This window comes from Colwellia sp. E150_009 (genome assembly GCF_053543955.1).
Genome location: NZ_JBHFOM010000005.1, coordinates 154,117 through 166,999 on the forward strand (window position 1 = coordinate 154,117; position 12,883 = coordinate 166,999).

A 12,883-nucleotide genomic window follows, 5' to 3' on the forward strand; every position below is an offset into this window, starting at 1 on the left:
AGTGCTTTGATTAAGTGTTGAGGATATTGCATGAATATGGCAATGGTGGGACGAATTTCATTAGAACAGGCTAGGTCTCTAGTTGAATTTTTAGAAAATGATCAGCAAGAAAAAGCCGATGAGCTTATTTCTAAGATTCAAAATCCAATTAATTCTGATTTATTTGCTGAAATCGGTAAATTAACTCGTCAACTGCATGACTCTTTAACAAATTTCAACATTGATTCACGATTAAGTGATTTAGCAACAGCGGATATTCCTGATGCAAAAGAACGTTTAAATTATGTTATTACCAGCACCGAAGAAGCCGCAAACAAAACAATGGATGCAGTAGAATCTATTTTTCCAGTGCTTGATAACATTGCTGATCAAGTCCGTGCTGTTAACCCCGCATGGACTAAATTAATGAATAATGAGATTGAGCTTAAAGAGTTTAAAGCATTATGTGTGGATCTTGATTGTTTATTAGCGACAACAGGCAAAGAAACCACGCATATCCATAGTTTAATGACCGACGTATTAATGGCGCAAGACTTTCAAGATCTAACGGGACAAGTTATTAGAAAAGTTATTGACTTAGTTAGAGAAGTTGAAGAAAGTTTAATCAATATGTTAACTGCATTTGGTATGACAGCAGACAGTGAACGAGAAAAGTCTGCACCTAAAGTGGGTGAAAACTTAGTTGAAGGGCCAATTGTTAATGCGGAAGAAAGAGATGATGTTGTAGAAGATCAAGATGATGTTGATGATCTTTTATCAAGTTTAGGTTTTTAACAGGAGTTAGTGAATGTCATTTGAAGCAGATGAAGAAATTCTACAGGACTTTTTAGTCGAAGCAGGTGAGATACTTGAATTGCTCTCTGAGCAATTAGTTGAGCTTGAAAATGATGTTGATAATGCTGATTTACTCAATGCTATTTTTCGAGGCTTCCACACCGTAAAAGGTGGCGCAGGCTTTCTGGCTTTAAATGAGCTTGTTGACGTTTGTCATGGCGCAGAAAATATATTCGATTTACTGCGAACAGGAAAACGTACCGTTAATGCTGATTTAATGGATACTATATTATCTGCACTTGACACGATTAATGATATGTTTGACTTAGTCAAAAGCAGAGAACCATTGACCACGGCCGATGCTGCATTACTTGCAGAATTACGCCGCTTAAGTCAACCTGAAGACGCTGCGCCCGTGGTTGAAACACCAATTCCTGAACCTGTTGTTGCTCCACCAGAAGCTACACATCAAGAAGAAATATCAGATGCTAGCGATGATATGAGTGAAGACGAGTTTGAACGTTTGCTTGATGAATTGCATGGTGGTGGTAGCCCTTCAGCAAACACTATACCTTCGGATGATAACTCAGCGAGTACTGATACGAGTGGTGATATTTCTGATGATGAATTTGAATCTTTATTAGATGAACTACACGGACAAGGCGCCTTTTCGTCAGATATAAACAATTCTACAACCTCTACAGCTAGTTCGGATGATGAAATTAATGATGACGAATTTGAAAGTTTGCTTGACGAGTTACATGGCAAAGGTAATGCACCAAAACCCAGTGAAGCCAAGTCATCTGAAGAAATAGCTGCATCAAGTACTCGACCTAGTGATGTGCCAGCGTCATCTGCGACTCCTATTGCACAGCCTGCATCTTCTAGTCCTGCACCACAAGCTAACAAACCTACGCCAGCACCTGCGCCCAAAAAAGCAGCACAACCCGCAACTCCTCAAGGAGAAACAACGGTACGTGTTGATACTAAACGGCTAGATAAAATCATGAATATGGTTGGCGAATTAGTTTTAGTTAGAAATCGCCTAACCAGTTTAGGGTTAACTTCTGACGATGAAGACTTAACCAAAGCGGTATCAAATTTAGATGCAGTCACTACCGATCTGCAAGGTGCGGTAATGAAAACCCGAATGCAGCCAATTAAAAAAGTATTTGGTCGTTTTCCTCGGGTTGTACGTGATTTAGCACGTAGTCTGAATAAAGATATTCAACTAGTACTGGTGGGAGAAGACACAGATTTAGATAAAAACTTAGTTGAAGCATTAGCGGATCCATTAGTGCATTTGGTACGTAATTCTGTTGACCATGGTATTGAAGAACCGAGTATCCGTGAAGAAAAAGGCAAACCTCGTCAAGGTACTGTTACTTTATCAGCATCACAAGAAGGAGACCATATCCTGTTAACCATTAAAGATGATGGTGCAGGTATGGATGCTGAAAAACTGAAAGGAATAGCGATTGACCGTGGTGTGCTTGATGTAGATGCAGCAGCAAGAATGTCTGATACCGAAGCCTTCAGTTTGATTTTTGCACCTGGGTTTTCTACTAAAACTGAAATATCAGAGGTGTCAGGCCGTGGTGTTGGTATGGATGTTGTTAAAACAAAAATTACCCAACTCAATGGTACTGTTAATATTGACTCAGAAATGGGTGTTGGTACTATTTTAGAAATAAAAGTGCCTCTAACATTAGCTATTTTACCAACCTTAATGGTCGTTGTTGGTGAGCAGACCTTTGCTTTGCCACTAGCAGCAGTAAATGAAATATTTCATTTAGATTTAACCAATACAAACCGTGTGGATGGGCAGTTAACCATTATTGTTCGTGAAAAAGCGATCCCACTATTTTACTTAGATCAGTGGCTTGTCAGAAACTATGAAGATAAACCTCGTGATAAAGGGCATGTGGTTATTGTGCAATTAGGTAATCAGCAAGTTGCTTTCGTAGTTGACCGATTAATTGGTCAAGAAGAAGTGGTGATTAAGCCACTTGATAGATTATTACATGGTACTCCAGGTATGGCAGGAGCAACTATCACTAGTGATGGTGGTATTGCACTCATTATAGATATACCTAACATGTTAAAGTTTTATGCGAAAAAATCACCCGTGAATAAAAAACTGCGTTCATAAAAGTCGCATATATAAAACAGTAGAGGAAATAAATGACCTACAAAGTGCTCGTTGTTGATGATTCGAGTTTTTTTAGACGACGAGTCACTGATATTTTAAATAGGGATCCACTGCTTGAAGTTATCGATGTTGCTGTAAATGGACAAGAAGCAGTAGACAAAGCGTTATCGCTAAAGCCTGATGTAATCACCATGGATGTTGAAATGCCCGTTTTAAATGGCATTGTCGCAGTACAAAGAATAATGGCGCAGTCGCCAACGGCTATACTGATGTTTTCTTCGTTAACACATCAAGGAGCAAAATCGACACTGGATGCCTTAGAAGCTGGCGCATTAGATTTTTTACCTAAAAAATTTAACGAAATTGCTCAAAACAGTGAAATGGCGGGTAGTTTGTTACGACAACGTGTCATTCAGCTAGCCACAAAAAGCAGAGTTAGTAAGGCTAATATAGCACGCGATAGAACTTCTAATCATTCTATTCAAGATCCTGCTCAAAGCTCAAGACCTACTATTAGAACAAGACAACCTGCAGGAGAACAAGTCTCTTCTGCGAATATGAAGAAAGCATCTTCAGGTAAAAAATATGCTTTGTTAGCTATTGGAACGTCAACAGGCGGTCCCGTTGCGCTACAAAAAATATTAACTGAATTCCCCCAAGATTTCCCATTGCCTATTATTATGGTGCAACATATGCCTGCAACATTTACCAATGCTTTTGCTACAAGATTAAACTCTTTGTGTAAAATTAATGTGAAAGAAGCGAGTAATGGCGATATTCTTAAGCCAGGTTGTGCCTACCTTGCTCCTGGCGGGCGACAAATGATTATTACAGGTTCGGAAAGTGCCGCAAAAATTAAAATAATTGAAGACGATTCATTAAAAATAGCTTTTAAACCGAGTGTTGATGTTAGTTTTGGTTCTGCGGCTAAAATATTTGGTGGAAAGGTTCTTGGCGTTATTTTAACTGGCATGGGATCAGATGGCAGAGAAGGATCACGCATGTTAAAAACAAAAGGTGCCACAATATGGGCACAGGACGAACAAAGTTGTGTCGTTTATGGTATGCCGCAAGCCGTTGCCGTAGCGGGTATTTCACAATTGTCCTTACCCTTAGATGAAATATCTAGTGCTATAATTAAGGAAGTTAAGCATGGATAAGCTCAGTATTACTGGTCTTGTTGTTGCTTTATTTGCTATTTATTTGGGCTTTATTTTAGATGGTGGCTCAATTCTCGCCTTATTTGAATTGCCAGCCTTTATCATTGTTGTAGGCGGCACATTAGGTGCTGTTATGTTGCAATCGTCAAGTGCACAGTTTTACCATGCCCTGACATTATTGAAATGGGTTTTTACGCCACCCAATTATGACATAGAAAAAGGCATTGAAAAAATTGTTCTTTGGGCGGTTAAGTCAAGAGAATTAGGATATTTAGCGCTTGAAAACGAAGCCTTGGATGAATACGATAGTTATACTCAAAAAGGGCTAAATTTACTCGTAGATGGCGTTGAATTAGAAAATTTGCAAGTATCACTTGAGTTAGATTTAGATGTTTATCGAGAACATCATTTACGTTCGGCTACCGTTTTTGAATCAATGGGAGGATACAGCCCAACCATTGGTATTTTAGGAGCGGTTCTAGGTTTAATTCACGCGATGAATAACTTAACTGAACCCGCACTTCTTGGACAAGGTATTGCCACCGCATTTATTGCAACTATTTATGGGGTTGGTTTTGCTAACTTATTATATTTACCTGTAGCAAATAAAATAAAAGAGATCATACACCAACAAACCATGTACAGAGAAATGATTATGGAAGGCCTAGTGGCTATTGCTCGTGGAGATAACCCACATGCCATTGAGAATAAGTTATCGGCTTTTAGGTTAAATACGTGAGAAATTTTCGCCAAAGCCAAAGAAGACATCATGTAGAGCATGATAATGTACATCGCTGGTTAGTGTCTTATGCTGACTACATGACACTTCTTTTCGCTTTGTTTGTAGTGTTATATGCTATGGCTATGGTTAATGAAAAGCCATTTGAATCAATTACTGAATCAGTTGGTCGTGTTTTTCAGGCTGACGATGAAAAACTTAAAAATAGAGGGCATGGTGATGATATCCTCAACGTTAATAGCAGTAAAACGGATAAAAGGTTATTTGGAAACGGTATTCTTGAAGACGCAGGCGCTGAACTACTTGAAGGAGAAGAAACACTTTCTAATATTTCAGATTCTAAAATAGGCAGTCATTTAACGTCTTTAGAAAACGAACTGCATACGGCCCTTTATGAATTAATTGAATCTGGTTTTGCGCAATTGCAAATTGATGGTGATTGGTTAGAAATAGAATTAAATAGTGCTTTATTATTCCCAAGCGGCTCTGCATCGGTAACTAATTCGGCTGTTAATATATTAGGCGTTATTTATGATGTTATTGGTGAAGCAAACAACTTTGTGCGAGTAAGAGGCTACACAGATGATCAAATGATCAACAATGAAATTTTTTCATCTAACTGGGAATTATCTGTTGCCCGAGCTACCGCTATTTTAAGAGTATTAGAAAAACAAGGTGTCACTCCAGCACGCATGGCGATAGAAGGTTATGGGCAATATTATCCTACGGCAGACAATACAACGGCTCAAGGACGCGCAAAAAATAGAAAAGTTGTCGTGGCAATTTCAAAATATGGGCTAGAAGAAGCAAATTTACTTAATACACCAACCACTGAGATTAAAAAGGTTGAAGCGATAACAACCGATGTTGTACCAGAAGAAACTGCAAATGAAATTCAAGTCATTCGTTTACCTAATGGGGGTATTAGAATCTCTACTAGAAAAGATGATGAGCGTATTTCAGAAAATAATAATTAAAAATGGTTAAAGACAATCTAAGCAGTAAAATGATTTCACTAATTAATTGAATGGTAGGAAAAACAATTGGAAGTGTGGACGGTAGCAAATCAAAAGGGTGGTGTTGGTAAAACCACGACTACAATTGCTTTAGCAGGCGTATTAGCAGAGCTTGGCAAAAAAGTATTGCTAGTTGATACTGATCCGCACGCTTCTTTGACTTATTATTTTGGTGTCGAATCGGAAGATTTAGACTTAAGTGTTTATGATTTATTTACTCAAGTTGCATCAAAAGAACAAATATTACAAAGCTTATGCCCAACACAATATGAAAATATAGATATTTTGCCTGCAACCATGGGGCTAGCAACGCTCGATCGCTCATTAGGAGCAAAAGGTGGTATGGGTTTAGTATTAAAAAAAGCCATGTTTAAAATAGCACAATGTTATGATTTTGTGTTAATTGATTGTCCCCCCATTTTAGGTGTATTAATGGTAAATGCATTAGCTGCCGCAGACCGAATATTAGTACCAGTGCAAACAGAATTCTTAGCATTAAAAGGTTTATATCGCATGATAAAAACAATGGATATGATGCAACTAGAACAAGATAAACCATTTGAATATACCATTATTCCAACCATGTTTGACAAACGCACCAAAGCATCCCTTTTAGCGTATAAACAATTGCAAGAAACTTATCAGGAAAAGGTATGGTCAGGTGTCATACCTATTGACACCAACTTTAGAAATGCCAGTTTAGCACAACAAGTACCATCGCATTTTGCAGAAAATACCCGAGGAGTTTTAGCATATAAAAACTTATTAGAATATTTACTAAAAATCTCACACAGAGCATAAACTAAATGTCAAAACCATTATCAGCAAGTAAAAAAGTAATGACAAATTATCTGTCTGAATTATTGACAGATGATCCCGTTATGCAAGAAAATATTCAAGATTCCTCAAAAAATAGTACCAATACTAAGCTTGCTGAAACGGAACGTTTAGAAGCCCTACTAAAAAATGTCAGTGTAGATCTAAAAGTTAAAGAAGATGTTATTAGCACGCATAAAAACTCGTCTAAACAACATGAGATTCAAAAAACGCGTGTTGACACTATTGTTGCAGAAAATATCGCAGAAAACATTGCAGAAGATATACCAGACCCTTTAGTTACCCGTAAAAGTACCGGTGCACTACCACTTCAAGAAACTAAGGCTTATCGAAAGGGTGGGTTTCAAGCGCTGTTTTTTAATGTCGCTGGTTTAACTGTGGCAGTGCCATTAATTGAGTTAGGTGGCATACATAAAATTGACAAAACAACAACGTTAATGGGAAAACCTAGCTGGTTTAAAGGCGTTATGCTTTACCGAGATGAAAAAATTAATGTAGTAGACACAGCAATGTGGGTAATGCCAGAAAAATGTAACGAAGAAATGAAAAGTTCGCTAAATTATCAATATGTTATTATGCTTAAAGATAGCGGTTGGGGATTAACGGCAGAAAACCTAGTAGATACGGTTGTATTGAACGAAGATGAAGTAAAGTGGTTAGACTCGCCAAGTAAGCGCCCATGGTTAGCAGGATTGGTGAAAGATAAAATGTGTGCCTTACTTGATGTAGATTCATTAGTGCAATTGCTTAATGATGGTAGCGGAATCTATCAAGATGATTAATACTATAAAGTATTAGCTTTAATAACACTGATTTTTATATAATTGCAATATTGTAAGTTCTTAAATAATTGAGGGGCAAGTGGTATGTCTGATGAAAGACGAATTTCCAACGGTAAGACAGGCGAAAAGGATGAAGTACTTCAATGGGTAACGTTTAAGTTAGAAAATGAAGTCTACGGTATTAACGTAATGCAAGTTCAAGAAGTTTTACGTTATAGCGAAATAGCCCCAGTGCCTGGTGCACCAGTTTATGTGCTTGGTATTATTAATTTACGAGGCAATGTAGTCACGGTTATTGATACGCGTGCTCGATTTGGTTTAGCACCGCGTGAAGTGACCGATAACACGCGAGTGGTTGTTATTGAGTCTGAAAAGCAAGTGATTGGTATATTGGTAGACAGTGTCGCTGAAGTGGTTTATTTAAAAGCGTCTGAAATTGATGATGCGCCAAATGTTGGTAACGAAGAAAGTGCTCAGTTTATACAAGGTGTTTCTAACCGAGAAGGCGAACTACTGATTTTAGTTGATTTAGATAAGTTATTATCCGACGACGAATGGGATGAGTTAAAACAATTCTAATGGCTTTATGATGCCTTGATGAGATCAGTTTAGAATAGTTTGCCATTAATACTATGGTTATGTTTATTATACTTACGCTTAAGTTCACCGATTTATGTCCTTGCTAGCAGTACCTATTATTGCTGTGTTTGCACTTGTATTCAGCATTTTTAGCTTTATTTGCTTCTTTGTTCTAGCAAAGAAATATAAGGTTAAATTTGCTGTTTATGAATCACAATATCAAGCGCTTGAATTAGTTATAAATAATTTACAACTAACCAATGAAAACCTAAATAAAACAATGCATGAGTTATCCATTAAGCAAGAGCAAACAATCAATGAAAATGCACTTATTTCAAAACAACTCGAACATAGAATAAAAACACTGCAATCTCAAATAACGTCTCAGCAAGATCTTATCTCTCAATTACAAACCGATCAGGGTGAAGACAAATTTTATTCTCGGGCAATTAAGTTAGCAAAAACAGGCGCGGATATTGAAGAAATCGTGACTGAATGCGAATTACCTTATGCAGAGGTTGAAATGCTAATCTCTGTTTATCAAAATAAAACTTAAAGGCATATAGCGTTTTATCAGGGAAGCACGTTAGAATATGCATTTTATCATTCCATACATATTTTCAATTAAATTATTTTGTATAAACATGGCAAGGAACCATTTTCAGTGAAGCATTCTGTAAAACAATACTTTCGACTTGTATTTATATCATTTCTTTTCATTCTTTCTGGTTGCTCAAGCACTCCAGATAACCATGATGATTATAGTGATCCACGTGACCCTATTGAGGCAATTAACAGGCCTTTTTGGACGTTCACATGGGACTATGCGGATAAGTATGTTGCTAAACCTGTTTCAGAGTTTTACACCAGTTACACTCCGTCTTTTTTAAGAACAGGTCTTCATAATATGGCCTTAAACTTAAATGAACCCTCTAACATCATTAACAATTTATTACAGTTAAAGTTTGTTAATGCATCAAAAAGTACAGGGCGTTTTCTGTTAAATTCAACCATTGGGTTGTTTGGCTTTTATGATCCCGCAAGTGATTTTGGATGGTCTGGCGATCAAGAAGAGTTTGGTGAAGTATTAGGAAGTTATGGCGTTGGTGATGGTCCCTATATCGTAATACCTGCGCTTGGCCCTAGTTCAGTAAGAGAAGAAGTAGGGGACTATGTAGATAAGTTATATTGGCCGTTAGCTGTTATAGACTTTTGGCCAAATGTGTTACGTTTAAGCATACTTGCTTTAGAAGGACGTGCCTCAGTGCGTGATCAAGAGCAATTAATATCAGAATCAACAGACTCTTATGAATTTATCAAAAATGCGTATTTCCAAAATATGAACTATCGCTTATATGATGGTAACCCCCCGATTGTCATTGATGAAGATAAAGAAGCTGAAATAGAAGCATTATTAGAGCAACTTGAAAATTAATGCATAAATTGAATGAATAATTCCTCTTCATTTAAATATTCATATTAAAAGCTATAAACCTATACCGAAGTTAGCCGTAATTTGTTAGAATTGCGGCAATTTTTTACTGATATCAATTTGATTAACGCTTGTTTACTCCAAAACAGCGTTATTAACTAGATATAAATATTATTGGAAACAATTAGATGAATATTATTGAAGGTTCATTTCAAGCAAAAGGCAAAAAATTTGCTATCGTCGTATCACGCTTTAACCACTTTATTGTTGACAGCTTATTAGAAGGCGCCATTGATGCACTTAAACGTCATGGCAGTGTTAATGATGATGACATTACTGTTGTTCGTGTACCAGGCGCATATGAATTACCTTTAGCAGCTAAAAAACTTGCTAACAAAGGTGACTTTGATGCAATTATTGCCATAGGGGCTGTTATCCGTGGTGGTACACCACATTTTGATTTTGTTGCTGGTGAGTGCAATAAAGGCTTAGCGCAAGTTTGTTTAGAATCAGAAATCCCCGTTTCTTTTGGTGTTATCACCACAGACTCTATTGAACAAGCCATTGAGCGAGCAGGAACTAAAGCAGGTAATAAGGGTGCAGAAGCGGCTCTTGGTGCATTAGAAATGGTTAACGTTCTCTCTCAAATTTAGGAAAATTATAGTGAAACCTTCTCCTAGAAGAAAAGCACGTGAGCTGGCAGTGCAAGCTGTTTATTCGTGGCAAATTAGTCAAAATTCAGTTACTGACGTTGAAGTTGGTTTTATTACTGATAATAGTAAACGTCGTTTTGACATTGAATATTTTCAGCAATTATTGCGTGGTGTCACAGCAAATGTAACTGAAATTGACCTTGCTATTACACCTCATGTTGATCGTCCGCTTGAAGACATTGATCAAGTTGAAAAAGCTATTTTACGTGTTGCTATTTATGAGTTGAGTGATTGTCAAGACGTTCCTTATCGCGTGGTTATTAATGAAGCGATTGAATTAGCTAAAATATTTGCTGCAGACGACAGTCATAAATTTATCAATGGCGTTTTAGATAAAGCCGTAAAGCTAATTCGTCCTCAAACTTAATGCAACAAATAAACAGCAGAGAATAAATCGTTAAGTCTATGAAAGAATTTGAACTAATAAAACAATTTTTTACCAAGCAAGCCGTTAAACGAAAAGATGTATTGCTTGGCATAGGCGATGATTGCGCCGTTGTTTCAAGTGCAGATAAACAAAACCTTGTCGTCACTACTGATACGTTAGTGGCGGGTGTACATTTTCCTTTAGGAACCTCTCCTAGAGCGATTGGCCACAAAGCCGTTGCCGTAAATTTATCTGACATAGCAGCAATGGGAGCGAAACCAAGTTGGATTTCGTTGGCTATTACCTTACCTGATGTTAACGACGAATGGTTAAGTGAGTTTGGTGCTGGTGTTTTTGAATTATGTGAATTTTATAATGTACAGTTGATTGGTGGTGACACAACACAAGGCCCATTAAGTATTACTATTACAGCACAAGGATTTACTCCCGAAGGGGATTATTTATCACGTGCAGGTGCAAAACCGGGTGACTGGCTTTATGTTACGGGTGATCTTGGTGATGCGGCGTTAGCTTTACAACACCTAAAAGAAAATATATTAACTGAACAAGATACAATTGATCATGTTCAACGAAAATTAGATTTTCCCAGACCTCGTGTGCTTGCAGGGCAAGCATTACGTGAATACGCCTCTGCAGCTATTGATATTTCAGATGGCTTACTTGCTGATTTAGGCCATCTCTGCCAAGCGTCTAATGTAGGGGCTAATGTAGTTTTAGACGCTATTCCTTTGTCTGATGCCATGAAAAAATCATTATTATTTGATGACGCAATCGACCTTGCATTGAATGGTGGCGATGATTATGAATTGTTATTTACAGTGTCTGAAGATAAGAAAGTAGGCTTAGAAACCGCCTTATCTCATACAAGTGTTGTTATCACTTGTATCGGCCAAATTAATGCATCACAAACCATCTCTACCACGTTAAATAATAAACCTGTGCCTATTAAAAATTCATGTTTTGAGCACTTCTCATCACCAAACAATACCTAACGTCTGTTTAAAACGGACAAATAGCGTCTAAAAAATAATATGAAACATACACAGGCAAAGGTTAAATTTGATCTCAAGCAACCTATTCAATTTTTAGCATTAGGGTTTGGTAGTGGTTTAGCCCCAAAAGCACCAGGAACATTTGGCACGTTAGCTGCCATTCCACTGTTTTTGTTGTTATCAATGCTTACTCCAATCGTTTACGTGTTGGCGGTTGTCATTGTAAGTATTGTTGGTATTTATATTTGCGGTAAAGCGGCAGACGATGTTGGTGTTCACGACCACCCCGCGATAGTTTGGGATGAGTTTGCTGGTTACTTTATTACCATGATTATGGCGCCAATTAGTTGGCAAAGTATTGTTGTGGGTTTTGTATTATTTCGCATTTTTGATATTTTAAAGCCGTGGCCTATTTCTTTTATTGATAAAAAAATATCAGGGGGCTTAGGCATCATGCTAGATGATATTTTAGCTGGTATTTTTTCTTTAATTATCATGCAGTTGGTTTTTTAAACTACACAGTCTAAATAAAGAAATATTTCTTTACATAACACTATAGTAATTCTTATATTTATGCGCTATTTTTAAATAGAGCATAAATAAAAACGTCTAACGCTTGTTTTTTATTTTTATGCCCTCAGCTATTTAATAGGACGTTATTTATATAGCAACGTTTTAAATCGCAACTTTAGTTAGCCGTACTTTTTTAAAAGTAAATGTTTAAAGTAAATGTTAAAAGGAATACCTATGAAAATTAATCTTTCTGGTCACCACGTTGAAATAACCCCTTCAGTTAAAGAGGATATAGATGAAAAATTCTCAAAAATAGCAAACCACTTTCCAACGTTGATAGCCTTAGACGTTATCATCTCCAAAGAACACAACAAATATCAAGTTGAAGTAGTAACGAATTATGAAGGCGCACGAGTATCAGTTAAAGGTATGGATGACGTAATGTACCCAGCGATTGCTAGCGGTATAAAAAAACTCGATGCGGCACTAAAACATCGAAAAGGGCAACTGAAAGCCAACTTACATGAAAAACCTCAAAGTACAGCGCCAGAAATTGCGCATGAAAAAGTACAAGAAATGAATTTAGCATAAGTCTTATCATAAGCGATAAAGCAAAAGCTTAAAAATTGAAAAGCTATGACATTACCTTTAAAAGTAATTCGTAGCTTTTTTGTGTTCTACTTACTTAACCTGAACTCGGTTTAAGAGATAGCTAACAAATTGAAATATCGATAAAATTTTTTATAATATATCTCTAGCTTGATAGTTTTTCTTAATTCAAGGCAAATTTCGCGTCAATAGCTGGT

15 protein-coding genes are annotated in these 12,883 nt (G+C 36.9%); all 15 read left to right on the forward strand.

Annotation, left to right across the window (positions count from 1 at the left end; all coding sequences use genetic code 11):
• Positions 1–30: 30 nt before the first annotated feature.
• The 15 genes from ACE1OF_RS04205 (at position 31) to hpf (ending at position 12,668) form a co-directional block, all read left to right on the forward strand.
• Positions 31–774, forward strand: a complete 744-nt coding sequence (locus ACE1OF_RS04205) for a protein phosphatase CheZ (RefSeq protein WP_448892985.1) — start codon at positions 31–33, stop codon at positions 772–774.
• Between the two features lie 13 nt (positions 775–787).
• Positions 788–2,926, forward strand: a complete 2,139-nt coding sequence (locus ACE1OF_RS04210; RefSeq protein WP_448892986.1) for a chemotaxis protein CheW — start codon at positions 788–790, stop codon at positions 2,924–2,926.
• A gap of 32 nt (positions 2,927–2,958) precedes the next feature.
• Complete coding sequence (locus ACE1OF_RS04215; RefSeq protein ID WP_448892987.1) at positions 2,959–4,086, forward strand: protein-glutamate methylesterase/protein-glutamine glutaminase; 1,128 nt, start codon at positions 2,959–2,961, stop codon at positions 4,084–4,086.
• Positions 4,079–4,825, forward strand: a complete 747-nt coding sequence (locus ACE1OF_RS04220; RefSeq protein WP_448892988.1) for a flagellar motor protein — start codon at positions 4,079–4,081, stop codon at positions 4,823–4,825. The genes ACE1OF_RS04215 and ACE1OF_RS04220 overlap by 8 nt, the downstream gene beginning before the upstream one ends.
• Positions 4,822–5,802: an OmpA family protein gene (locus tag ACE1OF_RS04225; RefSeq protein ID WP_448892989.1), complete on the forward strand. Its 981-nt coding sequence runs from the start codon at positions 4,822–4,824 to the stop codon at positions 5,800–5,802. Before ACE1OF_RS04220 ends, ACE1OF_RS04225 begins: the two co-directional genes overlap by 4 nt.
• A 66-nt stretch (positions 5,803–5,868) precedes the next feature.
• Entirely contained in the window at positions 5,869–6,642 is a 774-nt protein-coding gene (locus ACE1OF_RS04230) for a ParA family protein (RefSeq protein ID WP_448892990.1), read from the forward strand.
• 5 nt (positions 6,643–6,647) lie between these two features.
• Positions 6,648–7,460, forward strand: coding sequence for a chemotaxis protein CheW (locus ACE1OF_RS04235; RefSeq protein WP_448892991.1), 813 nt, complete (start codon positions 6,648–6,650; stop codon positions 7,458–7,460).
• Between the two features lie 84 nt (positions 7,461–7,544).
• Positions 7,545–8,039, forward strand: coding sequence for a chemotaxis protein CheW (locus ACE1OF_RS04240; protein WP_448892992.1), 495 nt, complete (start codon positions 7,545–7,547; stop codon positions 8,037–8,039).
• A 94-nt stretch (positions 8,040–8,133) separates the two neighbouring features.
• On the forward strand, positions 8,134–8,595 hold the full coding sequence (locus tag ACE1OF_RS04245) for a DUF2802 domain-containing protein (RefSeq protein ID WP_448892993.1): 462 nt from the start codon (positions 8,134–8,136) through the stop codon (positions 8,593–8,595).
• Positions 8,596–8,703: 108 nt separating this feature from the next.
• Positions 8,704–9,474, forward strand: a complete 771-nt coding sequence (locus ACE1OF_RS04250) for an MlaA family lipoprotein (protein WP_448892994.1) — start codon at positions 8,704–8,706, stop codon at positions 9,472–9,474.
• Positions 9,475–9,659: 185 nt separating this feature from the next.
• Complete coding sequence (gene ribH / locus ACE1OF_RS04255) at positions 9,660–10,124, forward strand: 6,7-dimethyl-8-ribityllumazine synthase (RefSeq protein WP_448892995.1); 465 nt, start codon at positions 9,660–9,662, stop codon at positions 10,122–10,124.
• Between the two features lie 10 nt (positions 10,125–10,134).
• Entirely contained in the window at positions 10,135–10,551 is a 417-nt protein-coding gene (gene nusB / locus ACE1OF_RS04260; RefSeq protein WP_448892996.1) for a transcription antitermination factor NusB, read from the forward strand.
• Positions 10,552–10,589: 38 nt separating this feature from the next.
• The gene (thiL, locus tag ACE1OF_RS04265) at positions 10,590–11,564 is read left to right on the forward strand and encodes a thiamine-phosphate kinase (RefSeq protein WP_448892997.1); all 975 of its coding nucleotides are present in this window, start codon (positions 10,590–10,592) and stop codon (positions 11,562–11,564) included.
• Between the two features lie 39 nt (positions 11,565–11,603).
• Entirely contained in the window at positions 11,604–12,077 is a 474-nt protein-coding gene (locus ACE1OF_RS04270) for a phosphatidylglycerophosphatase A family protein (protein ID WP_448892998.1), read from the forward strand.
• Positions 12,078–12,311: 234 nt separating this feature from the next.
• A complete protein-coding gene (hpf, locus tag ACE1OF_RS04275; protein ID WP_448892999.1) occupies positions 12,312–12,668 on the forward strand; it encodes a ribosome hibernation-promoting factor, HPF/YfiA family in 357 nt (118 codons plus the stop codon).
• The last annotated feature ends 215 nt before the right edge of the window (positions 12,669–12,883 follow it).